Here is a 24,441-nt window from a genome sequence, read left to right on the forward strand (position 1 = left end):
TTATCAAGCGCGCGCTCTAACCAACTGAGCTACAAGCCCCTAACGCATATCCAGTCAAGGACCAGGGATTCTGCAAGGTTGCAGCCCCAGCGCGTGTTCGTCCGCGAAGAAAGAGAAACGAAGACGGCGAAATCCCGCCAATGCAGCTCAACGATCCTGACGACCGTTGGCCACTGATGTTTCTAAAACGGTTCGATAGAAGCAAGCTTCTGAAGAACCATCCTTAGAAAGGAGGTGATCCAGCCGCAGGTTCCCCTACGGCTACCTTGTTACGACTTCACCCCAGTCGCTGACCCTACCGTGGCCGGCTGCCTCCATTGCTGGTTAGCGCACCGTCTTCAGGTAAAACCAACTCCCATGGTGTGACGGGCGGTGTGTACAAGGCCCGGGAACGTATTCACCGTGGCGTGCTGATCCACGATTACTAGCGATTCCAACTTCATGGGCTCGAGTTGCAGAGCCCAATCCGAACTGAGACGGCTTTTTGAGATTTGCGAAGGGTTGCCCCTTAGCGTCCCATTGTCACCGCCATTGTAGCACGTGTGTAGCCCAGCCCGTAAGGGCCATGAGGACTTGACGTCATCCCCACCTTCCTCGCGGCTTATCACCGGCAGTCTCCTTAGAGTGCTCAACTAAATGGTAGCAACTAAGGACGGGGGTTGCGCTCGTTGCGGGACTTAACCCAACATCTCACGACACGAGCTGACGACAGCCATGCAGCACCTGTGTTCCAGGCTCCGAAGAGAAGGTCACATCTCTGCGACCGGTCCTGGACATGTCAAGGGCTGGTAAGGTTCTGCGCGTTGCGTCGAATTAAACCACATGCTCCACCGCTTGTGCGGGCCCCCGTCAATTCCTTTGAGTTTTAATCTTGCGACCGTACTCCCCAGGCGGAATGCTTAAAGCGTTAGCTGCGCCACTAGTGAGTAAACCCACTAACGGCTGGCATTCATCGTTTACGGCGTGGACTACCAGGGTATCTAATCCTGTTTGCTCCCCACGCTTTCGTGCCTCAGCGTCAGTATCGGGCCAGTGAGCCGCCTTCGCCACTGGTGTTCTTGCGAATATCTACGAATTTCACCTCTACACTCGCAGTTCCACTCACCTCTCCCGAACTCAAGATCCTCAGTATCAAAGGCAGTTCTGGAGTTGAGCTCCAGGATTTCACCCCTGACTTAAAGACCCGCCTACGCACCCTTTACGCCCAGTGATTCCGAGCAACGCTAGCCCCCTTCGTATTACCGCGGCTGCTGGCACGAAGTTAGCCGGGGCTTATTCTTGCGGTACCGTCATTATCTTCCCGCACAAAAGAGCTTTACAACCCTAGGGCCTTCATCACTCACGCGGCATGGCTGGATCAGGCTTGCGCCCATTGTCCAATATTCCCCACTGCTGCCTCCCGTAGGAGTTTGGGCCGTGTCTCAGTCCCAATGTGGCTGATCATCCTCTCAGACCAGCTACTGATCGTCGCCTTGGTGAGCCATTACCTCACCAACTAGCTAATCAGACGCGGGCCAATCTTTCGGCGATAAATCTTTCCCCGTAAGGGCTTATCCGGTATTAGCACAAGTTTCCCTGTGTTGTTCCGAACCAAAAGGTATGTTCCCACGCGTTACTCACCCGTCTGCCGCTGACGTATTGCTACGCCCGCTCGACTTGCATGTGTTAAGCCTGCCGCCAGCGTTCGCTCTGAGCCAGGATCAAACTCTCAAGTTGGACTTGAACTTTGAACCGGCTGATCACAACGTTTTGACGAGGTCCCACCATTTTTCATCGACCGAAGTCGATGAGCTGCCCGCGATTCACATCGCTGGCAACGATGGTGTAACCTTAAAACGTGTACCGCCGAAGTCTTTCGTCCGGTCCCGATCCAAAAAGCCGAAGCTCTTTAAATGCGAGACCCGCAAGGACTCCGCCGTCCACGTTTCTCTTTCTTCATCTTCACTTGTCAAACAGCCCGGGACCAGGAGGCCCCAACCTTCCAGAGAGGAAGGGTTCCGACACCCTTACCGACGATGGATGAACTCCAATCGACTTACGTCGACTGTTGTGTCACTCAACAAGGTGAGGAGCATCAGTGGCGCGTTCGCTCGCCTTGGTCAGTGACCCGGCGGCGCCGCGCTCAGTGGTCGGGTTATAGGCCCCACCCATCGGGGTTGTCAACGCCGATTGTCAGAAAATCGTCGCACGGTGGATTATTCAAAAAATACACGTGATTACAGTATGTTAGAAAGGCGCTGAGCGGATGGATCGGGCCGACGCTGAGAAAAAACCCAAAAAAAGATTGGGCCTGAGCGGGCTCCGGAAGCGGCTTGGACGTGACTTGGACGTGACTTGGACGTGACTTGGCGCGGCTTGGCCGCGGCTTGGCCGCGGCTTGGGGCGCCCGCCCCTGGAAGGCCCTCGGCCCCCCTGCCGTTCCGGAAACTTTTCCATATTAGGCGCCGTACTTGAGCCACAATCCCCCGGCGTTCTGGTACAGACGAAGCTTGAATCGCATGGATGCCAGTGGGGGCTGCCGGCGGTTTGTGTGGGGTCAGAGGAAGGCGATCATCCGATGAAGCAGCCTTCTTCAGACATTCGAGACACATCGAGAGATCTTTTTCCGCTTAGCTGTTCGTAATTTCGGCCGGTCCGTCATCTGGGCCTTCTGACCGCGGACGCCTATGCGGCTTGCCTTTTCCAGAGACGCCCCAGAGAGGGCGGCGTAAGGAGGGCTCGAAACAGGACTGTCCGGAACGGGCTGCTCGAAATCGGGCTCTTGGGTCGTTGATTGGGGGACTTGGGTTGAACCACAGGACGTCACGCGGCGCTTACGGGCGTGAGACCGGGATCATCGATCTCGGCCACGAGCCGCCGCTGTCCGTCGATGGTTCCGAAGCCGCTGTCATCGATCGGCGCCGCGTCTCGGTGCAATGGTTCAGCGGGACTATTCTAACCGGACTTTGCGGCGCAGCCCTGATCGGCGGCGCCGTTTTCGCTTCGCTCGACGGCGAGATGACCTTCGCCAAGGTGCCGGAGCGCGTCGAAGGCGCGCTGCGCGGCGCATTCGGCGCAGCCGACCGCGCCGCCACGCTGCACAAGAGCGACCGCCTGCCGCCGCCGAACGAAGCCACGGCCTCGCGCAACATCGTGCGCGTCTCGACCGTCGCCCGCGTCGGCAACCGCGACGTGATGCGGGTGCGTCCCTTCATCCGGATTGCCGGCAATCTGTCGATGACGACGAGCGACCTGTCGGCGAAGATCCCGCCGTTCAACGCCCAGCGCCTTCTCACCGATGTCGGCTCCGATCCGAAGACGGCATCCGAGGATCCGAACAATCCGGAGGCCGTCGAACCCGACGCCGAGGTATCCTTCGTCACCAAGGACCTCTCCCAGGTGCTGCCGAAAGCCAAGATTACCGCAGTGGTGGCGCTGGACGACATCCTGATGCGGGTGCGCGATGCCGCCAACTGGCGCGGCAATGGCGGGGTGCGCTATGCCGCGCTCTCCAATGCTGCGGCCGACGTCTCCGGCGCGACCGCCCCGTCCGAGATCAGAAGCGCCTACGCCACCGAAGTGTCGCCGTCCGATCCCTATGCCGGCTTCGAGACGCGCGTGGTGCCGGAAAACGTCACGCTGCTGCCGAAGACCAAGGAACAGATCACCGGCGGCAATCCCAACGGTGAACGCGTCCACGTGGTCAAGAAGGGCGACAGCGTCGCCGGCGTGCTGCGCGATCTCGGCGCCACGGCCGAGGAGATCAAGGCGATCACCGCGACGCTCGGTCCGCGCGGCCGAGACGGCGGCGTGAAGGAAGGCGAGAAGCTGCGCATCCTGATGGCGCCCGCAAGCCCCGGCGCCCGTCTGCAGCCCTACCGCGTCGTCATCGCCAACGAGACCATGGTCGAGGCGATCGCGGCGCTGTCCGATCTCGGCAAATACGTCGCCGTCGACGTCTCCAGCATGAATACCGTCGCCGATGCGGCGGCGAACGCCAACAGCGACGACGATGACGACGATGACGGCACGGGCGTGCGGCTCTACCAGAGCATCTACGAGACCGCGATGCGCAACAAAGTGCCGATGCCCGTCATCGACGACATGATCAAGATCTACTCCTACGACGTCGATTTCCAGCGCAAGGTGGCGCCGGGCGATTCATTCGACGTGTTCTACGCCGGCGAAGACGAAGGCGTGACCGCGAGCGAAAAGAACGACGTGCTGTTCGCTTCGCTCACGCTCGGCGGCGAAACCAAGAAATACTACCGCTACCAGAGCCCCGACGACGGCGTCGTCGACTACTATGACGAGACCGGCAAGAGCGCGAAGAAGTTCCTGGTGCGCAAGCCGGTCAACAACGCCATCATGCGCTCCGGCTTCGGCGGCCGCCGTCACCCCATCCTCGGCTTTGTGAAGATGCACACCGGCGTCGACTGGGCCACCTCCTACGGCACGCCGATCTTCGCCTCCGGCAACGGCGTGATCGAGAAGGCCGGCCCCGAGGGCGGCTACGGCAAATACATCCGCATCAAGCACAACAACGGCTACGAGACCGCCTATGGCCATATGTCGGCCTTCGCCAAGGGCATGGAGCCCGGCAAGAAGGTGCGGCAGGGCCAGGTGATCGGCTTCGTCGGTTCGACCGGCGCGTCGACCGGCCCGCACGTCCACTACGAAATCCTGGTCAACGGCCGCTTCGTCGATCCGCTGCGTGTGAAATTGCCGCGCGGCCGCTCACTGGAAGGCCCGATGCTGGCCGGCTTCGAGAAGGAGCGCGACCGGCTCGACGGCATGATGAGCGGCCGCGCCGGCGCCATCGCCCGGATGTCGGACGCAACCGGCGGACCGTTGCAGGTCACCAACCGGTAAAGCCGGCGAACCGGCCGAGATCGGCCGGTCATCTTCAAACACGATCCGGATTTGACGTCGATGCGCGAGGCCCGCTTGGCGCCATCACAACGTCAAGTTTCGTTTGCCAAAGCGGCGTGGGGAGCGAATACTTTCCAAAAAACAGGAGGTCTCGCCATGAAGAACAGGCTCGCCTGCGCAGCCTTCGTCGCTGCGATTGTCTCCGCCACCAGCGTTTCGGCCGAAAACTGGGAGGTCACCCGGCTCGTCCCCGGCTCGGCGTTCCACGGCGTGCACGGGCTTGCGATCGACAAGGCCGGCCATCTGTTTGCCGGCAGCGTCGCGGGCGCGGCGCTCTACGAGGTCGACATCGCCGGCGGTACCGCCAAGGTTGCAATCCCCGCCCCGATCGGAATGGCCGACGACATCGCATTCGCCCCCGACGGCACCATGGCCTGGACCGGATTTCTGGCCGGCGATCTTTATTCGCGCAAGGGCGACGGCCCGATCACGAAGCTCGCTTCCGGCCTTCCCGGCATCAACTCGCTCGCCTTCCGCAAGGACGGCAGGCTCTACGCCACCACCGTCTTTCTCGGTGACACGCTCTATGAGATCGACGTCGAGGGCGTCAAACCGCCGCGCCAGATCATGGAGAAGATGGGCGGCCTCAACGGCTTCGAGTTCGGTCCCGACGACAAGCTCTACGGTCCGCTCTGGTTCAAGGGACAGGTCGCAAAGGTCGACGTTGACAAGGCCGATCTGACCGTCGTCGCGGACGGCTTCAAGGTCCCGGCCGCGGTGAACTTCGATTCCAAGGGCAATCTCTGGGTGGTCGACACCGCGCTCGGCCAGCTCGTTCAGGTCGATCCCAAGTCGGGCACCAAGACCATGGTCGCGCAGTTGAAGCCGTCGCTGGACAATCTCGCGATCGACGGCAAGGACCGGATCTACGTCTCCAACATGGCCGACAACGGCATCCAGGAGGTCGATCCGGCGACCGGCCAGGCGCGGCAGGTCATCATCGGCAAGCTCGCCTTGCCCGGCGGCATCGGCGTCACGTCAGAGAACAGCAAGGACACGATCCACGTCGCCGACGTGTTCGCCTATCGCACAGTGGACGGTGCTACTGGCGAGGTCACCGAGAAGGCCCGCATGCACGCCGCCGGCGTCACGCTCGAATACCCGATGAGCGCAACGGCGAAGGGCAACGACGTGGTCCTGTCGAGCTGGTTCACCGGCACGGTGCAGGTGATCGACGGCAAGACCGGCGCCACCCGCGACATGCTGCATGGCTTCAAGGCGCCGCACGACGCGATCGTGCTCGCGGACGGCAGCATTCTGGTGGCCGAGCTCGGCACCAAATCGCTGGTCCGCGTCAGCGGCGAGCACGGCAAGGACCGCACCACACTGATCGGCGGCCTCGAGGGCCCGGTCGGGCTCGTCGCGGGATCGCGTGGCGAGGTTTATGTCACCGAAGCCTTTTCCGGCGTCGTCTCGATGATCGAGAGCAACGGCGAAAAGACGGTGGTCGCCAAGGACCTGAAAATGCCCGAAGGGATCGCACGCGCCGGCGACGGCAAGCTGATCGTGGCGGAGGTCGGCGCCAAGCGATTGATCGAGATCGCACCTGAGAGCGGCACGGTCACCGAGATCGCGGCCAATCTCCCGATCGGCCTGGTGGGCGCGCCCGGAGGACTGCCAACGCATATTCCGACGGGCGTCGGCATCGGGGAATCCGGCACGATCTATTTCTCGTCTGACATCGAGAACGCGATCTACAAGGTCACGAAGAAATAAGTCCCCGCGCTCAAAAATGTGGATTGGATTGCATATGCCGGTAGGGCCCCACCGTAAAGATTGCACGACCTAGACAAACCACACTCCGGCTGCAGCAAAATCGTCAATAACCCACAAAGAAACCGCCCCGGAGAGATTGAACTCTCCGGGGCGGCTTGTTGCTTCAGGCTTCGAATGCCGGCGCTCAGTTCAACTTCCGCTTCGACACCGGCGCCTCGAACTGGGTGATCTCCGCGGTCTGCGGCGCCTTGCCGTTGAAGGTCAGCACGTTGCCTTCGGACGAGATCGCAACGCTGTCACCGTCCTTGACGTCGCCGGCCAGGATCATCTCGGCGAGCGGATCCTGGACGTGACGCTGGATCACGCGCTTGAGCGGCCGTGCGCCGTAGGCGGGATCCCAGCCCTTGGCGGCGAGCCAGTCGCGGCCCGCGGCGTCGAGCGTCAGCACGATCTTGCGATCTGTCAAAAGCTTTTGCAGCCGCGCGAACTGGATCTCGACGATCCGGCCCATCTCGCTTCTCTGCAAGCGATGGAACAGGATGATCTCGTCGACGCGATTGAGGAATTCGGGGCGGAAATGTCCCCGCACCATTCCCATCACCTGCTCGCGCACGGCCGAGGTGTCCTCGCCCTCCGGCTGGTTCACCAGAAACTCCGAACCAAGGTTCGAGGTCATGATGATCAGTGTGTTGCGGAAATCGACGGTGCGGCCCTGGCCGTCGGTGAGGCGGCCGTCGTCGAGCACCTGCAACAGGACGTTGAAGACGTCGGGATGCGCCTTCTCGATCTCGTCGAACAGCACGACCTGATAGGGCCGGCGCCGCACCGCTTCGGTCAGCGCACCGCCCTCGTCATAGCCGACATAGCCCGGAGGCGCGCCGATCAACCGCGAGACCGAGTGCTTCTCCATGTATTCGGACATGTCGAGGCGGACCATCGCGGTCTCGTCGTTGAACAGATATTCGGCGAGCGCTTTCGTCAGCTCGGTCTTGCCGACGCCGGTGGGTCCCAGGAACATGAACGAGCCGGTCGGCCGGTTCGGGTCCTGCAGCCCCGCGCGCGAGCGGCGCACGGCGGTCGCGACCGCACGTACGGCCTCGGCTTGGCCGACGACGCGCTTGCCGAGCGAGTCCTCCATCCGCAGCAGTTTGTCCTTCTCGCCTTCCAGCATCTTGTCGACGGGCACGCCGGTCCAGCGCGAGACCACCTGCGCGATGTGGTTGGCGGTGACCGCCTCCTCCATCATCTCGCCGGAGTTCTCCTTGGCCTCAATGTCTGCAAGCTGCTTTTCGAGCTCGGGGATCCGGCCATAGGCCAGCTCGCCGGCCTTCTGGAATTCACCGCGCCGTTGTGCGTTGGCAAGTTCGACCCGCAAGCCGTCGAGCTCGGCCTTCAGCTTCTGGGCGTCGGAGAGCTTGTTCTTCTCCGCGCTCCAGCGTGCGGTGAGCGCCGCGGACTTCTCCTCGAGGTCGGCGAGCTCTTTCTCCAGCGTCTGCAGGCGGCTCTTCGAACCGGCATCGCTCTCTTTCTTCAATGCTTCCTGTTCGATCTTCAGCCGGATGATCTCCCGATCCATCGAATCCAGCTCTTCCGGCTTGGAATCGACCTGCATCTTGAGCCGCGCGGCCGCCTCGTCCATGAGGTCGATGGCCTTGTCCGGCAGGAAGCGGTCGGTGATGTAGCGGTTGGACAGCGTGGTGGCGGCGACCAGCGCGGAATCGGTGATCCGCACGCCATGGTGCTGCTCGTACTTGTCCTTCAGCCCGCGCAGAATCGAGATCGTATCCTCCACCGAGGGCTCGCTGACGAAGATTGGCTGGAAACGCCGCGCCAACGCCGCGTCCTTTTCGACGTGCTTCTGGTACTCGTCGAGCGTGGTCGCGCCGATGCAGTGCAGCTCGCCGCGGGCGAGCGCAGGCTTGAGCAGGTTGGACGCGTCCATCGCGCCGTCGCCCTTGCCGGCGCCGATCAGCGTGTGCATCTCGTCGATGAACAGGACGAAATTGCCCTCGCTCCCGGTCACCTCCTGCAGCACGGCCTTCAGCCGCTCCTCGAACTCGCCGCGATATTTTGCACCTGCAATCAGCGAGCCGAGGTCGAGCGACAGCAGCTTCTTGTCCTTCAGGCTCTCCGGCACGTCGCCGTTGACGATGCGCAGCGCCAGGCCCTCGGCGATGGCGGTCTTGCCGACGCCGGGTTCGCCGATCAGGACGGGATTGTTCTTGGTCCGGCGCGACAGCACCTGGATCGTGCGGCGGATCTCCTCGTCGCGGCCGATGACCGGATCGAGCTTGCCGTCGCGCGCCGCCTGGGTGAGGTCGCGGGCATATTTCTTCAGCGCGTCATAGGCGTTCTCGGCCGTGGCGGAGTCCGCGGTCCGGCCCTTGCGCAGCGCTTCGATCGCCGCGTTGAGGTTCTGCGGGGTGACACCGCCCTTGGCCAGGATCGCACCCGCCTCGCCGGTCTTCTCCAGCGCGAGGCCGAGCAGCAGCCGCTCGACCGTGACAAAGCTGTCGCCGGCCTTCTCGCCGGCCTTTTCGGCGGCGTCGAAGGTGCGGGCGAGCTCGGGCGCCAGATAGATCTGGCCGGCTCCGCCGCCAGAGACCTTCGGCACCTTGTTCAGGGCGTCCTCGGTCGCCTTCAGGATTGCGCGGGAATTGCCGCCGGCGCGGTCGATCAGGCCGGCAGCGAGGCCTTCATTGTCGTCCAGCAGCACTTTCAGGACGTGCAGGGTCGAAAACTGCTGGTGCCCTTCGCGCACCGCAAGCGACTGCGCAGACTGGACGAAGCCCCTGGAGCGTTCGGTATATTTCTCGATGTTCATATCTTCTCTGTCCCTCGGCCTGCCCCTGGAGCCCTCTAAGGCACTCCAAACGACATCTTCATTGGGTTTCCGATGACCGCATTGACGTTTCTCAACCGGCAACGGTCGTTATCAGCCGGCGCTGGCGCCGGCCTGACCCAGATGTGGGAAGCGAGGCCTCGGACCGGAAGAGGCGAGTTCACAATTTCGTGCGCGGATCCGCCCGCTTGGCGCCGCTGGGCCGAATCCCCTAAGTAGCGGCATGACACCGAGCGCAATGACAGCCAACCAGACCGCCGAGATCACCGGCCTCTACCGCTATCCGATCAAGGGTCTGACGCCGGAGCCCCTGCCCCGCGTCTCCCTGCAGACCGGCCAGACACTGCCCGCCGACCGCCGCTATGCCATCGAGAACGGCCCCAGCGGCTTCGATCCGGAAGAGCCGCAGTGGAAGCCGAAGATCCAGTTCCTGATGCTGGCGCGCAATGAGCGGCTGGCTTCGCTCGACAGCCAGTTCGAGGACGCGACCCATCGCCTGACCATCCGCAAGGATGGCCAGATCGTCGCCGTCGGCGATCTCGAGACCGCCGCCGGGCGTGCCGCGATCGAGGACTATTTCAGCCAGAACTTTCAGCCGGAGTTGAAGGGCCCGCCCAAGGTCCTGTCCGGCCGCGACCACAGCTTTTCCGACGTCGCCCGCAAGGTCGTGTCCATCATCAATCTCGACAGCGTCCGCGCACTCGAGACCATGCTCGGCGGCGCCGCCGTCCACCCGCTGCGCTTCCGCGCCAATCTCTACGTGAAGGGCTGGCCGGCCTGGTCCGAGCTCGACCTCGTCGGCCAGACGCTGGCGATCGGACAGGCCCGGCTGAACGTGGTCAAGCGCATCAAGCGCTGCCCGGCCACCAATGTCGATCCTCAGACCGCCAGGCGCGATCTCGAAATCCCGGCCACGCTCTCGAGCAATCTCGGCCACATGGACTGCGGCATCTATGCCGAGGTGATCGCCGACGGCGACATCGGCGTGGGCGACGCGGTTGCGGTGGAACAGCCGAAGCTGGTGTGACGGGGCGCTTTCTCGGCAAACTCCGTCATTGCGAGGAGCGAAGCGACGAAGCAATCCAGACTGTCTCCGCGAGGGATTCTGGATTGCTTCGCTGCGCTCGCAATGACGCGCCTCAATTCGGCATCACATAGGCATAGATCCGGCCGCGCGAGATCGGCGCTTCGCGGACGCGGTTGCCGTTGTTGCCGGAGATCATGATCGGATTGCCCTGCGCATCGACGCCGGTGATGATGCCGACATGACCGCCCCGGCCGCCGCGCGACATGACCGCGATGGCGCCGACCTGAGGACCGGAGACACGCGTGCCGTAATGCGCGAACGAGTTCGCCATGTCGGAGCCGGTGCCACGGTGACCGGTCTTTTCAAGCACCATGTTCATGAAGCGCGCGCACCACAGGCTGCCGCGGCCGGTCGGATTGCCGCCGACATAGCGGCGTGCCTCGGACACGAGGCCCGACCCGCCACCGAAGCCGCCGCTGCTCGTCGCGGTATTGGCCACGCCGCCAACATTCGCGTTAGTGGCCATCCCACCGCCACGCCTCATGGTTCGACGGCTGGCGCGCGTGGTCATCCCACCGCTATCGCTGGTAACCATTCCAGCGTTGCCGCTCATGGCCATTCCACCGCCGCCGCTCATAGCCATTCCACCGCTGCCGCTCATGGCGATGCCGCCGCTATTGGCGTTCGGGTCATAGCTGGCGAAGGTGTTGCCGAAGCCGCTCGCCTGCAATTGCGCCGCGCCGCGCTCGAAGCGCGAACTGCGTGCATGCCGGTAATGATGATATCTGCTGGCGTGATGCGCGTAAGCGTGCCGCTCTGCGCTATGACCATGAGATCGTGCTGACGCCGGAGAGGTGAAGGCGGCGACCGCCGCGAAGAAAACAGCCAGCGCGACGACACAGCGCGACAGGCGAGACGCAAACAACTCGAACATTCTTCATCCTTCGTTGACACCCCCACTTCCCAATCGGCCCGTGCGGTGGCCGACATCCGCGGGCTGTATCAATATCCTGATGTGGCGAGAACAAGACGCGGTCGCGGAGATTTTGGACGATGATTAAGATGATTAATAAGTGTTAGGTTCGTATGCGCTAACCGCAGGACGGCATTCCAATGTCGCAGCCACCTCTGGGAGAAAACCGGATGCCTCACGCCCTCACGAAGGACAATTGCCGGCTCTATTTCGAACAAGCAGGCACGGGCACGCCAATTATTTTTCTGCACGAATTCGCCGCCGACTACACCAATTGGGAGCCGCAGATGCGCTACTTCTCGCGCGGCCATCGCTGCATCACCTATTCCGCGCGCGGCTACACGCCATCGGACGTGCCTGATGGCGAGGTCTACGGCTACACGCATTTCTACACCGATGCGCTCGCGGTGCTCGATCATCTGAAGATCGATCGCGCGCACTTCGTCGGCCTCTCGATGGGCGCCTATTCATCGCTCCAGATCGGGCTCAACGCGCCCCAACGTGCCCTGTCGATGACGCTCGCCGGCGTCGGCTCAGGCTCGGAGATCGAGAACCTCGACGCCTGGCGCCAGCAGTGCCGCGCCAACGCGGAGCAATTCGAGATGCTCGGCTCGGCCGAAGTCGCAAAGGTCACGCGCGAGGCGCCGAGCCGGATTCCCTTCCTGGTGAAGGACCCGCGCGGCCACGCCGATTTCTACGCCGCCCTGGCGCGGCACGACGCCAAGGGATCGGCGCGCACGATGCGCGGCTTCCAGGCCGGCCGTCCCTCGATCTTTACGATGACAGACGCGATCAGAGCCGCCACGACGCCGGCACTCATCATCTGCGGCGACGAGGACGATCCGTGCGTCGGCGCAAGCCTGTTCCTGAAGAAGCACCTGCCTGCGGCAGGGCTCGCCATGTTTCCGAAGTCCGGCCACGTGCTCAATCTCGAAGAGCCCGCGCTGTTCAACGAAACGGTGGAACGGTTCGTCACGCTGGTGGAAGCGGGAAGATGGCCGGCGCGCGATGCGCGGTCGTTGCCGGCGCATTAGCGCGAAGGCGTCGCCACACACTCCGTCGCGTAGTCCGGAGGGAGCGAAAGCGTAATCCGGGGCCTTCGCCTCCGCGGATAGAATCCCGGATTGCGCTACGCTTCATCCGGGCTACGGGAATCTTACTTCCTGCCGCCTCGCGTCAGAAGAAACACGCCCTGCTCGCCGAACAGATTCCACACCCACCAGGGCATCCGCAGCCGCAGCGGGCGGCCGTAGAGGTCGAGCGCCTCGGCACGTTCCATCTTGACGTCGATCGCGTCGCAGAGCTCGACGAAATCCTTGATGGTGCAGAAATGGATGTTGGCGGTGTCATACCAGCTTGCCGGCAGATTCTCCGTGCGCGGCATGTGGCCGCCGATCAGGAGCTGGAGCCGCATCTTCCAGAAGCCGAAATTCGGGAACGACACGATGGCGCGGCGGCCGATGCGCAGCAAATTCTCCAGCACCACCTTCGGCTGCCGGGTCGCCTGCAACGTCTGCGACAGGATCACGTAGTCGAAGGCGTCATCGGGATAATTCACGAGATCGGTGTCGGCATCGCCCTGCACCACCGCAAGACCCTTGGCGACGCAGCGGTTGACGCCCTCGCGTGACAGCTCGATGCCGCGGCCGTCGATGCCGCGGGTCTCCAGCAGCTGGAGCAGGTCGCCCTCGCCACAGCCGACGTCCAGCACCTTCGAGCCCGGCTTGACCATCTCGGCGACCAGCACATGGTCGGCGCGAAAATCACCGGGCTGCCCGGTCGCAAGGCCGCCCAGCGGCAACGCTTCCTGTACAGACATGGCTAGCCGTCCTTGTTAAGCAGTCTTGGCAGTGAGCCCGCGCGCCTTGCCTGCCGACTGCAGGAAGGCACGGGCAATGTCGAAGAACTCGGGCACGTCGAGCAGGAACGCGTCGTGACCGCGATCGGTCTCGATCTCGGCGAAGGACACCCGCGCGCTCGACGCATTCAGGGCGTGCACCAGCGCGCGCGATTCCGAGGTCGGGAACAGCCAGTCGCTGGTGAAAGAAACCACGCAGAAGCGGGTCTGGATTCCCGCGAACGCCTTCGCCAGCACGCCGCCATGGTCGCCGGCGATGTCGAAATAATCCATCGCGCGGGTCAGATAGAGATAGGAGTTGGCGTCGAAGCGCTCGACAAAGGACGAGCCCTGGTAGCGCAGATAGGACTCGACCTGGAAGTCGGCGTCGAACGAGAAGGTCGGCAGCTCGCGGTCCTGCATGCGCCGGCCGAATTTTCGATGCAGCGCGGCGTCCGAAAGATAGGTGATGTGCGCCGCCATCCTAGCGACAGCGAGCCCGCGATGCGGATGGATGCCGTGATCGGCATAGCCGCCTTGGTGCCAGTCGGGATCGGCCATCACCGCCTGACGGCCAAGCTCGTGGAACGCGATGTTCTGCGCCGAATGTCGTGTCGAGCAGGCAATCGCCAGCGCGGAGAATACCCGGGTCGGATACGCCGCAGTCCATTGCAGCACCTGCATGCCGCCCATCGAGCCGCCGACGACTGCGAACAGCGTGTCGATGCCGAGCCGGTCGATCAGCATCGCCTGCGCGCGCACCATGTCGGGGATGGTGATGACGGGGAAATCGAGGCCCCAAACCTTGCCCGTCGCGGGATTGATCGAAGCCGGACCGGTCGAGCCCATGCAGCCGCCGATCACGTTGGAGCAGATGATAAAATACTCGCTGGGATCGAGCGGTCGGCCGGGGCCGACCAAGGTCTCCCACCAGCCGGGCTTGCCGGTGACAGGGTGCACATTGGCGACGTGCTGGTCGCCGGTCAGCGCATGGCAGATCAGGATCGCATTGGAGCGATCGGCATTGAGCTCGCCGTAGGTTTGGTAGGCGATCTGGAACGGGCTGAGATCGACACCGCAATCGAGCTGCAGCGGCTGCTCCGTGCCGAACTGCGCAACCTGCGAGCTCGGACGATCCACCTCGTGCGACCGCTCGTCGGCAGTGATCGCGGGACTGGGAATTGACTGGACGCCAACCATCTGACCATCGACCTCGTTTGCGATCGTAGAAGTGACCGCATTGACATCAGGCCATGAAAAACCCGGCCTGAACGATAGGTTCGGCCGGGATCGAAAGCGTCCCCGGCCTGTTTAGCGAGTTTTTTAACGTGGCTGCAAGCCGGCCGGCTCAAATGACCACGGAACGGATAAAAACTACCGTCTTGGACGGTTTTCGTCAAGTCGCGGCCCGGATCGACCAAATTCGCCTGTCGCGCCGCCGGCGGAAAGGGCCCGATTTCCCTTTGCATTTCTCTTTGCTTTCGCAGCCCCGACTGCCTAATCAGGATATCCATCACAGCGGTGACGGCTCGACTGAGCCGCATTGGAACGCCTCTCAACAGCACCTGTCAGACATGTCCCAACGTCCGCCCGCGCCACCATCGCTCCAGGAATTGCGCAAGGAGATCGACGCGATCGACGAGGGCATGCATCGCCTGCTGATGCAACGCGGCGACATCATCGACCGCCTGATCCAGGTGAAGCAGACCCAGGAGGTCGGCTCGGCGTTCCGCCCGGCACGCGAGGCCTCCATGATGCGCGACCTCGTGCAGCGTCATCGCGGCATCCTGCCGCTCGACACGGTCGAGAGCATCTGGCGCGTCATCATCGCGACGTTCACCTATGTCCAGGCGCCGTTCTCGGTACACGCCGACATCTCGGCGAGCGAGCCCGCCATGCGCGATTCCGCGCGATTCCATTTCGGCTTCACCGTGCCCTACGTCGCGCATTTCAGCGCGCAGGCGGCGGTCGAGGCCGTCGCGAAATCCAAGGGCGACCTTGCGCTGGTCTCGGCAACCTCGAGCCGCACGCCGTGGTGGCTGTCGCTGGAAGAAGCCGGCGCGCCAAAGATCATCGCGCGGCTGCCCTTTGTCGAGCGCGCCGACCATCCGGCGGCGTTGCCGGTGTTCGCGGTCTCGCGCGTCGCCGACAGCGCCCTGGTGACGGAGGTCGAGACCTTCAGCGTACGCGTGTCAGGGTGGAACGCCGAAGTTGCGCGCGTCCTGTCGCCGCTCGCCGAGATCGTGGCGGTGCCCGACACCGCCTTCGACGGCGCCGCGCTGCTGGTCTCGGTCACCGCGACGAGCAGCCTCGACAAAATCAAGGCTGCCCTGATCGAAGCGGGGGCCTCGGTGCGCTCCACGGCCCTCGTCGGCAGCCACGCAACGCGCTATACGGTGCCCCCGACCGGGCCGAAATCGTAAGTCGCGAACTGCTTAAGCCACTCCGGAGTTGAAGATGTCCCGCCCAGTGCCGAATCCCGGCATTCTCGATATTGCGCCCTATACGCCCGGCAAGACTCCGGTGGCGGAGCCCGGTCGCAAGGTGTTCAAGCTCTCGGCCAACGAGACGCCGTTCGGGCCCTCGCCGAAGGCGATCGAGGCGTTCAAGAACGTGGCGGATCACCTGGAAGACTATCCGGAAGGGACCTCGCGCGTGCTGCGCGAAGCGATCGGGCGCACCTTCGGGCTCGACCCCAACCGCATCATCTGCGGCGCCGGCTCGGACGAGATCCTCAATCTGCTCGCCCACACCTATCTCAGCCATGGCGACGAGGCGATCTCGACCACGCACGGCTTCCTGGTCTACCCGATCGCAACCATGGCGGTCGGCGCCAGGAACGTCGTCGCGGCGGAGAAGAACCTCACCGCGGATGTAGACGCCATCCTGAAAGCCGTCACGCCGCGCACAAAACTGGTCTGGCTCGCCAACCCCAACAACCCGACCGGCACCTATCTGCCGTTCGACGAGGTCAAGCGCCTGCGCGCCGGCCTGCCCTCGCACGTGCTGCTGGTGCTGGACGCAGCCTATTGCGACTACGTCTCGCGCAACGATTACGAGATGGGGATCGAGCTGGTGGCGACCACCGAGAACACGGTCGTGACCCACACGTTCTCCAAGATCCATGGTCTTGCGGCGCTGCGGATCGGCTGGATGTTCGGCCCCGAACACATCATCGACGCGGTCAACCGCATCCGCGGTCCCTTCAACGTGTCGACGCCGGCGATGTACGCTGCCGTTGCCGCGATCGAGGACACCGCGCATCAGGCGATGTCGAAGCAGTTCACCGAGACCTGGCGCAACTGGCTGACCGAAGAGATCGGCAAGCTCGGCCTGAAGGTGACGCCGAGCGTCGCCAATTTCGTGCTGATCCACTTCCCGACCGAGGGCAAGACCTCGGATGCAGCCGACGCCTTCCTCACCAAGCGCGGGCTGGTGCTGCGCGGCTTGAAGAACTACGGCCTGCCGCATTCGTTGCGCATGACCATCGGCACCGAGGAGGCCAACCGCCTCGTCGTCGAGGGCCTGCGCGACTTCATGGCCGGAACATGAGCGCGACCCCGCACTTCCAGCGCGTCGCGCTGATCGGCTTCGGCTTGATCGGCGGCTCGATCGCGCGCGCTGCGAAGCTCCAGGGCTTGGCTGGCGAGATCGTCACCACCGCGCGCTCGGAGAAGACGCGCGCACGCGTGATGGAGCTCGGCATTGTCGATCAGGTCGTGGCGACCAATGCGGAAGCGGTGAAGGATGCCGATCTCGTCATCCTCTGCATTCCCGTCGGCGCCTGCGGGCCGGTGGCGCAGGAAATCGCCGCCTATCTCAAGCCCGGCGCGATCATCTCCGACGTCGGCTCGGTCAAGGGCGCCATCGTCAGGGATATGGCGCCGCATCTGCCGAAAGGCATCCATTTCGTGCCGGCGCATCCCGTCGCAGGCACCGAGCATTCGGGTCCCGATTCGGGCTTCGCCGAGCTCTTCATCAACCGCTGGTGCATCCTCACCCCACCGGAGGGCGTCGATGCGGCTGCCACCGATCGCCTGCGTGCGTTCTGGGCGGCGATGGGTGCCAAGGTCGAAATCATGACGCCGGATCATCATGATCTCGTGCTCGCGATCACCAGCCATCTGCCGCATCTGATCGCCTACACCATCGTCGGCACCGCCGACGAACTGGCGCAGGTGACGGAGTCCGAGGTCATCAAGTTCTCCGCCGGCGGCTTTCGCGATTTCACCCGCATCGCCGCCTCCGATCCGACGATGTGGCGCGACGTCTTCCTCGCCAACAAGGAAGCCGTGCTGGAGATGCTCGGCACCTTCACCGAGGATCTGGCAAAGCTCACCCGCGCGATCCGCCGCGGCGACGGCGAGGCGCTGTTCGACCACTTCACCCGCACCCGCGCCATCCGCCGCGGCATTGTCGAGATCGGCCAGGATTCGGCGGCGCCCGACTTCGGCCGGCCGCATGCGCAGCTCGGCAACAAGCCGTAGCACTGAAGTAGCCCGGATGGAGCGCAAGCGTAATCCGGGACCTCCGTCGCTTGAGGCAAGATTCCCGGATTGCGCTTCGCTCCATCCGGGCTACGAGCCCGCGTGGCTCCGTGACTAGAACGGATAGTAGCGGATCTGCGTCATGACCACGTTGTCGTCCGTCTTCGGGGCGCCGCCGACGCCGGCGAATGCGAACCGCTGCGTGTAGGAATATTGCAGGCCGGCTTTGAGCGTACCCAAATTGCCCTGGTAGATGGTGTCGTAGATCCCGGCCGTGATCTGCCGGACCTCCCTGGTGTTTCCGTTGCAGGTCGCGGCCGGCGAATTCTCGGTCAAGCAGCCGGTGTTGTTGTAGAGCGGATTGCCGTAGCCGAAGGGCACCGTTCCAACATTGGCGAAATTCGCCTTGGCCTTTTCGAGGCCTGCATAGGAGTAGACATCGAGGCTGGGCGTCGCGTGCCAGATCAGGCCGACGGCGGCCGCCGTGATCGTCAGCGGGAGGATGGTGCCGTCCTGCGCCACCGCCGCGTCGGGGAACGGCGTTGCCGTGAAGCGGCCCAGCACGCCGTGCGAGCCATAGAGCTGAAGATCGAGGGTTTTCGGAATCAGTTCGGCGAAGATGTGTCCCCCGAAGCTTCCGGTGTCGTAGGTGTGGTTGGCGTTGTTGAAGCGATCGAACAGCTGGCGGTAGAGCGCCCACGCCTCGACATGCAGCTTGGTGGGCCCGAGCCGCGGGTCCCAGGCTGCCTTGACGGTGACGTCGGGCACCTGATTCAGACTGACATTGTTGAGGTTGTTGAAGAAGCTGCCGCCGGGACCGGTCAGATTGACCTGAAGGTTCGGGTTCAGCACGCCCTGGGGTCCAATGGCGGGTGTGCCGACCGCCGGGACGTTGCCGCCGAAGAACGCGGTCTGGGCATTCTCGACCGACGCAGCCAGCTTGAACTCCGGTCCGATGTCCTGCCAGACGCGCAGCCCGGGCTGCCGTGCCGCAAGAAATCCCGGGACGGATTCGAAGTCGATCACGCCGGGCGCATCGACGCCGCGAGGATCGATGCCCGACTTGGTCGGCGCGTTGAGCGACCAGGATTGCCCGGCGAGGAAGTGAAGACCGAGATCGGTGCGGTCCAGTTCCAGGCTGAGCTGCCGCATGCGCGGATTGAATGAGTTGGTCGCCACCGAGTTCGCCGTCTGAGCCGCACCTTCGAAATCGATCTCGCCGTAACCAGCGAGGTGCGTGTCGGCATCGGCATTGCCTTCGGCCAACACCGAGAACCTGCTCTGGCGCGCGGAGAAGCGCGTTTCCGGGATGTTGAAATTGCGGCTCTGCTGATAGGGGATGAAGTTGTAGACCGAGCCGGTATCGGAAGCGAGATTGCGTGAGCGGTAGATGCCGGTGAGATCGACCCAGCCTCCGAATGTCAACGTCACGCCCTTGTAGCAGACCTTGCCGGCCGCACATGGATCGGCGGCGAGCGCCTTGTAACTTGCCGGTAACTGAACGGCCTTCGCCTGCGCTTCAACCTGCCGCGTCTTGCGCGCCTCAGAGTCCACGCGCTGCTGGAGCTCCTTCAGCTTCGCCTTCAGCGACTGGATTTCGGTTGTGACATTGTCGTCGGCACGCGCCTGCCCTGAACAGGCAGCGAGAATACCCAGCATCAGTCCGCAATTGATGATCCGCACTTGAAGCTTCCTCCATTTGGGAAGCGGATTGGATTCCGCGCGCCGTCTCCGGCGCCTGCATGCTTCCCTGGTGTGGAGTGATTTGAATGCGGCTGCGGTTATTCGCGGCGAGGTGCATCTTCTGCATCACGTTTTCCTGACGATCCTGTTCGGAATATTTTCGTTGGTCCCCGATCCGCACGCGCGACTGTCGCGATTGTCCAAGGCCACGTTCAAGGTAATGCGCATTGGGCCCGGCCGGGGCATGACCAGGCCCAGTTCGCGACGGGCAAGTGGTGGATGGCGACTATTTGCCCTTGGTCGCGCGCATCACCGTGGGGCGCGGTGATTTCCGCGAGGGGACGAATGCCATCGTCTCCCACGTCGTGGGATTCGAGATGTTGCGATCACCATTAGGATACATCGAGGCGTATGCGGCCGGCTCCTGCGACTGCCATTCCCACTGCGCGAACGCGGGCGTCGCGAGCGTGGTCGAGATGGCGATAGCGGCAATGAACAGCCTGGACTTCGTCATGATATCTCTCCTGCCTGGGCGACCGCCTCAACGTGCGGCCGACATGGAGAGAGAGCGGACTTTGCGGCTCCGCATTCCCGGCGGGTCATCACGATCCGGCGAAGCGGCCGTGAGTTCAGCTCGTAACCTGCATGGAGGGAGTTACGACAGCTGAGGGCGATGAATGGAGACAGGCAACTCTGAATTCATCCTACTGCTTCGCGCTGCGATCAAACTTTCCCGGCTTGAACAGATCGAGGTCGATGGCCTGTCCCATCGCCAGATATCCGGTGCGGTTGGGATGAAGCTTGTCGCCGGCGCCGCCGGTCGTGCTTTCGGGAACGAACTCCGGCTTGAGGCCACCCGAGGCCGGATCGAGCGTCGCACGATCAAAATCTATCACGCCGTCGAATGTCCCCGAGCTACGGATAAATGCGTTGAGCGCCTTGCGCTTGTCATCCTGCTCGGGAAAACCATGTGCCGCGCTGGTGCTGCCCAGTGCCGAAACGACGGTGGCGCCAATGATCCGGGCTTGTGGCCATTTTGCGCGTAGCCTCGCGACGCCGTCCTTCATCGCGGCGATGACCTGGTCGGCGGTAAAATTGCCGTTCTTGCTGAAATCGTTGATGCCTTCCAGCCAGATCAGGCTCGATATGCCGGACAGCGACAGCACGTCGCGATCGAGCCGCTGGCCCGAAGCGGGGCCGCCCGCGTACGGTTTGTCGGGACCATATTCGGCGGGGCCTGCGATTTGGTTGCCACCGATGCCGCCGTTCACGACGGCGACCTTGTTGCCGTAGACCGCCTTCAGGCGACGCGACAGCACGTTGGGCCAGCGATCGTCGCCATTCATGGTTGAAGCGGTCCCGTCGGTAATCGAATCCCCAAACGCCATGACGGCAAAGGCATCGGCAGGCGCAGTCATCTCGATCGCATCGAGAAAGAACCACGACGCAGTCGCATAGGGGAAGGAAGCCTCGTCTTCGAGGGCGCCCTTCGCGCCGGCGCCGGGCGCACTGACATAGGAGGTGGTCAGCGCCTTGGCGTGCCAGGTCATCGGACCGCTCTGGCCGGCAACATGAAAACTGACCGCAAGCCGGCGGCCGGCGAGGTCATCAGGCCGCTTTGCAAACGGCAGCGCGATCGCATCGCTCCAGACCGAATTCCCCGGTGACACCGTAACGGAAGCCGTGCCGGCGAACGTAATGGGAGTGTTGGAGCCGCGGATCAACGCGGCACTGCCCGATTGCAGGCCGACGAAAACGCCGTCAAACGTGACGGGCTTGGTGCCGAAGGCGTTGCTGAGCCGGATGCGGGCCTGACGGCCCCAGATATCCGGTCGCACGATCAGACGAAAGGTCTGATCCCGCGCACCGGCCGCAGGCTCGGGAAACGCGAATTTCTGTTCGGGCTGGGCAGACGGATTGCCGACGGGGTATGGGCCCTGAACCGCGCCCGTCCAGGACACCACCCAATGCTCGCCATTCTTGGCGGTTGCGGTCTGAAGCGAGGCGACGAGCAGCGATGCTGCCACGAGACAATTCAACGCGTGCATTGTTTCCCCCGAACCTCAGATAATTGGGCGCGACCTTAGAGCCGTCAGTTGGTCTTCAATAGGGCGGCAGAACGTCTCCTGTCCAGACGCGCTGACGCACTCCTCGCCCGACGCAGGAGAGGACCTCGCAGGTTGCGTCACCGGCGACGACAAGACGCCCTTCGGAAGCGATCTGTTCACAGCTTCGGAAGCGTCAGGCGGACCGAGCTGTCCGCCCGGCAGATTGATGAATTCACGAACTAATAAAGCGACGGGATCTGACCGACCTTGACCGGGCCGAGCAGCACGGCGCCGTCGACGAACTTCAGCGGGAAGCTGCGAGCTTTCTTGCCTTCCAGCGTGCTCTCGGTGCCGATCGAATTGATGCCGGCGGCAACGCCGGCATTGGCGTTCTGCTTGATGACCTTGCCGAGGCCGGGAACGGCGCGGTCGAGCGCGCCGAACAGATTGTTCAGGTCCTGCGACTTCACGCCGGGCGCGACGCGATCGAGGGTTGCCTGCGGCACTCCCTCCTCCAGCATCTTCTCGATGCCGAGCGCGGGGATCACGCGCTCGAGGCCCGTCACCGTCATCTGCAGTTCGCCGTCGAGACGGCCGTTCGCCGAGAGCCCGAGCGTGCCGGCCGCAACCGCGATCATCTCGCCCTGCTGGATCCGGGACTGCACGATCTCGATATGGCCGCCGGCGGCCTGGATCTCGCGGAAGCGCTGCGGCCACGGCTTTGGCGTGAGGTCGGACAGTCCGGTGATCTTCGCCCGCGTATCGGCTTCGAACGGCTCGGCGAGCAGCGGATGAACGCCCTGGATGCTGCCCTGCGCGATCTGCAGCACGGTCTCGATCACGGGATGATCTGACGGCGATCCATCCGCGAGGCGTCCATGCAGCTCGACCTGTTTCGCGCGCGCGAGCGGCACCTGCACGCTGCCGTCGACGCGATTGACGGTGGGATCCTCGAACACGATGGAGGCGCGCTCCGGCACGGCGGGCAGGCCGACGACACTGCTGCGACCCTTGCTCCAGTTCACGACGAAGGTGCTTTGCGTGACGCCGTCAGTGAGCGTCGCGGGTGCGGTGAACTCGGCAATGATGCGCTTGGGGTCGTAGACTTGGGCGACGACCAGGATGTTGTCGAGCTTCGCCGTGAACGGCGTCTTGCTGGCGTTCTGCGACACCAGGGCGACGCTGGCGCCGGAACACTGGACCTCGAAGCGGAAGGGGAAGCCCGCGATCGAGCGCTTGGCGCAATCATAGATGCGCCCGGATTTGGCCTCCTGCGCGCGCCAGGCGTCGGCGGCGATTTCGGCCTGCGACGCCGCATAGAACCAGAAGCCGCTCCACGCCACCGCGAGGATCAGGAGGATGACAGGGGCGATGAAAAGGCCCCAACGGGAGCGCCGGCCTGCGGCAACGGTCATATCGGACATGCGGCGACCCTTTGATCCCTGATTTTGTCAAATGTAAGCGAGGTAAGTCTGCGACGAAAGGCGGAGAATTCGCTTCGCTTGGGGGCGCGGTTCTGGTAGCCGTGCCCGAAATGTCGGAAATCACCCTCCCCTCCGTCACCACTGCCAAAGGCGACCTCTGGGTGTTCGGCTACGGCTCGCTGATGTGGCGGCCAGGCTTCGAATTCGAGGAGCGCGTCCCGGCGCGGCTGGTCGGCGAGCATCGCGCGCTCTGTGTCTATTCCTTCGTCCACCGTGGCACGCCGGAGAAGCCGGGTCTGGTGCTCGGCCTCGACCGCGGCGGCGCCTGCCGCGGCATCGCCTTCCGCGTCGCCGAAAAGAAACGCGCCGATGTCGTTGCCTATTTGCGCGCGCGCGAGCAGGTGACGTCGGTCTATCGCGAAGTCATGCGCTCGGTGTGGCTGGAGAACGACGCACGGCAGCGCGTCTCCGCGCTCGCCTATGTCGTCGACCGTGGCCATGTGCAATATGCCGGCCGGCTGTCGCTCACCGACCAGCATCGGCACGTGCTCCAGGGCCACGGCCAGTCGGGCGCCAACCGCGACTACGTGACCGCGACGGTGAAGGCGATCGAGGCCGAAGGTTTTCGCGATGCGCCATTGCATCAGCTTGCCATGATGCTGCATGGTGATGCGCATTCTCAGCACGCGCCGGCTCCGGTGGACGATCGGGAAAACCGCTAGCTCTCCGACGGCGCATAGCTCGGCGCCGAGCCGATCAGCTGCTCCTGCTCCTTGCGACCCGCTTCGACCAGGCGGCCGGTCGCGTCTTCGATCGCCGTTTGCACACGGGAAAGATACTCGTCCTTGGGCAAGCCCGGCGGCAGCGGATCGAGAAACTCCACCACCAGCGTGCCGGGATAGCGCATGAAGGTGCGGCGCGGCCAGAACAGGCCGGAATTGAGCGCGATCGGCAGGCACGGCGCGCCGCAGGACGAATAGATCTGCGCGAAGCCGCTCTTGTAGTCCGGTGGCGCGCCTGGGGCGCGGCGCGTGCCTTCGGGAAAGATCACGAGCTGCCCGCCGCTGCGCACCGCCTCACGCGCCCGCCGCGTCATGTCCAGCAGCGCCTTGACGCCGGCGTTGCGGTCGATCGCGATCATCCCGGTCTTGACCAGGAATTGACCGAACACCGGGATCTGCATGAGCTGACGCTTGAGGATGAAAATCGGACGGTCGAAGAAGCCCGGCAAGACGAACGTCTCCCAGAACGACTGGTGCTTCGCCACGACGACCAATGGTCCCGTCGGAATCTTGTCGAGGCCGCGGAATTCCACCTTGATGTTGCAGACCGCCCGCATCAGGAACAGCGTCGCCTTCGCCCACCATTTCGCGACCGTGAGCATGGCGCGCGGCGGCAATGCGAAGGTCGGCAGCGCCACGATCGCGAGGCACACCAGCACGGTGTAGAACAGCACGTTGAACACGAGCGATCGCAGGAAAATCAAGAACATC

Annotated in this window: 17 protein-coding genes, 1 tRNA gene, 1 rRNA gene and 1 riboswitch (1 of these 20 cut by a window edge); of the genes, 8 read left to right on the forward strand and 11 right to left on the reverse strand. The window is 63.6% G+C overall.

Annotation, left to right across the window (positions count from 1 at the left end):
* Both ABIB90_RS00380 and ABIB90_RS00385 read right to left on the reverse strand, forming a co-directional pair.
* A tRNA-Ile gene (locus ABIB90_RS00380) sits at positions 1–39 on the reverse strand (it extends 38 nt beyond the left edge of the window).
* 188 nt (positions 40–227) lie between these two features.
* Positions 228–1,716: ribosomal RNA gene (locus ABIB90_RS00385) — 16S ribosomal RNA — on the reverse strand.
* 1,071 nt (positions 1,717–2,787) lie between these two features.
* Here ABIB90_RS00385 and ABIB90_RS00390 point away from each other — a divergent pair.
* Positions 2,788–4,851, forward strand: coding sequence for a M23 family metallopeptidase (locus ABIB90_RS00390; protein WP_007597282.1), 2,064 nt, complete (start codon positions 2,788–2,790; stop codon positions 4,849–4,851).
* Positions 4,852–5,007: 156 nt separating this feature from the next.
* Complete coding sequence (locus ABIB90_RS00395) at positions 5,008–6,627, forward strand: NHL repeat-containing protein (protein ID WP_007597283.1); 1,620 nt, start codon at positions 5,008–5,010, stop codon at positions 6,625–6,627.
* A 184-nt stretch (positions 6,628–6,811) separates the two neighbouring features.
* Here ABIB90_RS00395 and clpB read toward each other — a convergent pair whose 3' ends face one another.
* Complete coding sequence (gene clpB, locus ABIB90_RS00400) at positions 6,812–9,451, reverse strand: ATP-dependent chaperone ClpB (protein ID WP_354199931.1); 2,640 nt, start codon at positions 9,449–9,451, stop codon at positions 6,812–6,814.
* 256 nt (positions 9,452–9,707) lie between these two features.
* Between clpB and ABIB90_RS00405 the strand changes: the two genes are divergently transcribed.
* Complete coding sequence (locus tag ABIB90_RS00405; protein ID WP_088941036.1) at positions 9,708–10,496, forward strand: MOSC domain-containing protein; 789 nt, start codon at positions 9,708–9,710, stop codon at positions 10,494–10,496.
* A gap of 112 nt (positions 10,497–10,608) precedes the next feature.
* Here the strand turns inward: ABIB90_RS00405 and ABIB90_RS00410 are convergent, their stop codons facing one another.
* Positions 10,609–11,430 (reverse strand): TIGR02594 family protein, encoded by an 822-nt coding sequence (locus ABIB90_RS00410; RefSeq protein ID WP_354199932.1) that lies wholly within the window; start codon positions 11,428–11,430, stop codon positions 10,609–10,611.
* A 209-nt stretch (positions 11,431–11,639) separates the two neighbouring features.
* On the opposite strand from ABIB90_RS00410, the gene ABIB90_RS00415 reads away from it, so the two are divergent.
* Positions 11,640–12,503: an alpha/beta fold hydrolase gene (locus tag ABIB90_RS00415; protein ID WP_354169061.1), complete on the forward strand. Its 864-nt coding sequence runs from the start codon at positions 11,640–11,642 to the stop codon at positions 12,501–12,503.
* Between the two features lie 122 nt (positions 12,504–12,625).
* Here the strand turns inward: ABIB90_RS00415 and metW are convergent, their stop codons facing one another.
* Positions 12,626–13,288 (reverse strand): methionine biosynthesis protein MetW, encoded by a 663-nt coding sequence (gene metW, locus ABIB90_RS00420; RefSeq protein ID WP_007597293.1) that lies wholly within the window; start codon positions 13,286–13,288, stop codon positions 12,626–12,628.
* A gap of 15 nt (positions 13,289–13,303) precedes the next feature.
* Positions 13,304–14,506 carry a homoserine O-acetyltransferase MetX gene (gene metX / locus ABIB90_RS00425; protein ID WP_007597295.1) on the reverse strand — a complete coding sequence of 401 codons (1,203 nt, stop codon included), beginning with the start codon at positions 14,504–14,506 and terminating at the stop codon, positions 13,304–13,306.
* Between the two features lie 90 nt (positions 14,507–14,596).
* A riboswitch (SAM riboswitch) is annotated at positions 14,597–14,676 on the reverse strand.
* A gap of 204 nt (positions 14,677–14,880) precedes the next feature.
* Here metX and ABIB90_RS00430 point away from each other — a divergent pair.
* From ABIB90_RS00430 to ABIB90_RS00440, 3 genes are read left to right on the forward strand one after another with little or no spacing between them, the layout of a single operon-like run.
* Positions 14,881–15,729: a chorismate mutase gene (locus tag ABIB90_RS00430; protein ID WP_354169066.1), complete on the forward strand. Its 849-nt coding sequence runs from the start codon at positions 14,881–14,883 to the stop codon at positions 15,727–15,729.
* Between the two features lie 34 nt (positions 15,730–15,763).
* A complete protein-coding gene (gene hisC, locus ABIB90_RS00435) occupies positions 15,764–16,858 on the forward strand; it encodes a histidinol-phosphate transaminase (protein ID WP_219680453.1) in 1,095 nt (364 codons plus the stop codon).
* A complete protein-coding gene (locus ABIB90_RS00440) occupies positions 16,855–17,793 on the forward strand; it encodes a prephenate/arogenate dehydrogenase family protein (RefSeq protein WP_007597298.1) in 939 nt (312 codons plus the stop codon). The genes hisC and ABIB90_RS00440 overlap by 4 nt, the downstream gene beginning before the upstream one ends.
* A gap of 114 nt (positions 17,794–17,907) precedes the next feature.
* Here ABIB90_RS00440 and ABIB90_RS00445 read toward each other — a convergent pair whose 3' ends face one another.
* The 4 genes from ABIB90_RS00445 to ABIB90_RS00460 form a co-directional block, all read right to left on the reverse strand.
* Positions 17,908–19,476 (reverse strand): hypothetical protein, encoded by a 1,569-nt coding sequence (locus ABIB90_RS00445; RefSeq protein WP_354199933.1) that lies wholly within the window; start codon positions 19,474–19,476, stop codon positions 17,908–17,910.
* 286 nt (positions 19,477–19,762) lie between these two features.
* Positions 19,763–19,990, reverse strand: coding sequence for a hypothetical protein (locus tag ABIB90_RS00450; protein WP_354199934.1), 228 nt, complete (start codon positions 19,988–19,990; stop codon positions 19,763–19,765).
* Positions 19,991–20,180: 190 nt separating this feature from the next.
* A complete protein-coding gene (locus ABIB90_RS00455; RefSeq protein WP_354199935.1) occupies positions 20,181–21,524 on the reverse strand; it encodes a GDSL-type esterase/lipase family protein in 1,344 nt (447 codons plus the stop codon).
* 239 nt (positions 21,525–21,763) lie between these two features.
* A complete protein-coding gene (locus tag ABIB90_RS00460; RefSeq protein WP_354199936.1) occupies positions 21,764–22,948 on the reverse strand; it encodes a DUF2125 domain-containing protein in 1,185 nt (394 codons plus the stop codon).
* Between the two features lie 110 nt (positions 22,949–23,058).
* Here ABIB90_RS00460 and ABIB90_RS00465 point away from each other — a divergent pair, with 110 nt between their 5' ends.
* Positions 23,059–23,670: a gamma-glutamylcyclotransferase gene (locus tag ABIB90_RS00465; protein WP_007597305.1), complete on the forward strand. Its 612-nt coding sequence runs from the start codon at positions 23,059–23,061 to the stop codon at positions 23,668–23,670.
* Here ABIB90_RS00465 and ABIB90_RS00470 read toward each other — a convergent pair.
* On the reverse strand, positions 23,667–24,440 hold the full coding sequence (locus tag ABIB90_RS00470; RefSeq protein WP_007597306.1) for a lysophospholipid acyltransferase family protein: 774 nt from the start codon (positions 24,438–24,440) through the stop codon (positions 23,667–23,669). The genes ABIB90_RS00465 and ABIB90_RS00470 overlap by 4 nt on opposite strands.
* Between the last annotated feature and the right edge of the window lies 1 nt (position 24,441).

The organism is Bradyrhizobium sp. JR4.1, from assembly GCF_040548605.1.
Lineage (GTDB): Bacteria > Pseudomonadota > Alphaproteobacteria > Rhizobiales > Xanthobacteraceae > Bradyrhizobium > Bradyrhizobium canariense.

What these genes read in the sequence shown, in the direction of transcription:
- hisC (WP_219680453.1), top strand. Translation starts at nt 15,764, where the DNA reads ATGTCCCGCCCAGTGCCGAATCCCGGCATTCTCGATATTGCGCCCTAT.
- metW (WP_007597293.1), bottom strand. Translation starts at nt 13,288, where the DNA reads ATGTCTGTACAGGAAGCGTTGCCGCTGGGCGGCCTTGCGACCGGGCAG.
- ABIB90_RS00460 (WP_354199936.1), bottom strand. Translation starts at nt 22,948, where the DNA reads ATGTCCGATATGACCGTTGCCGCAGGCCGGCGCTCCCGTTGGGGCCTT.
- ABIB90_RS00405 (WP_088941036.1), top strand. Translation starts at nt 9,708, where the DNA reads ATGACAGCCAACCAGACCGCCGAGATCACCGGCCTCTACCGCTATCCG.
- clpB (WP_354199931.1), bottom strand. Translation starts at nt 9,451, where the DNA reads ATGAACATCGAGAAATATACCGAACGCTCCAGGGGCTTCGTCCAGTCT.
- ABIB90_RS00455 (WP_354199935.1), bottom strand. Translation starts at nt 21,524, where the DNA reads ATGCACGCGTTGAATTGTCTCGTGGCAGCATCGCTGCTCGTCGCCTCG.
- ABIB90_RS00415 (WP_354169061.1), top strand. Translation starts at nt 11,640, where the DNA reads ATGCCTCACGCCCTCACGAAGGACAATTGCCGGCTCTATTTCGAACAA.
- ABIB90_RS00450 (WP_354199934.1), bottom strand. Translation starts at nt 19,990, where the DNA reads ATGACGAAGTCCAGGCTGTTCATTGCCGCTATCGCCATCTCGACCACG.
- ABIB90_RS00430 (WP_354169066.1), top strand. Translation starts at nt 14,881, where the DNA reads ATGTCCCAACGTCCGCCCGCGCCACCATCGCTCCAGGAATTGCGCAAG.
- ABIB90_RS00395 (WP_007597283.1), top strand. Translation starts at nt 5,008, where the DNA reads ATGAAGAACAGGCTCGCCTGCGCAGCCTTCGTCGCTGCGATTGTCTCC.
- ABIB90_RS00470 (WP_007597306.1), bottom strand. Translation starts at nt 24,440, where the DNA reads ATGTTCTTGATTTTCCTGCGATCGCTCGTGTTCAACGTGCTGTTCTAC.
- ABIB90_RS00410 (WP_354199932.1), bottom strand. Translation starts at nt 11,430, where the DNA reads ATGTTCGAGTTGTTTGCGTCTCGCCTGTCGCGCTGTGTCGTCGCGCTG.
- ABIB90_RS00465 (WP_007597305.1), top strand. Translation starts at nt 23,059, where the DNA reads ATGTCGGAAATCACCCTCCCCTCCGTCACCACTGCCAAAGGCGACCTC.
- ABIB90_RS00440 (WP_007597298.1), top strand. Translation starts at nt 16,855, where the DNA reads ATGAGCGCGACCCCGCACTTCCAGCGCGTCGCGCTGATCGGCTTCGGC.
- metX (WP_007597295.1), bottom strand. Translation starts at nt 14,506, where the DNA reads ATGGTTGGCGTCCAGTCAATTCCCAGTCCCGCGATCACTGCCGACGAG.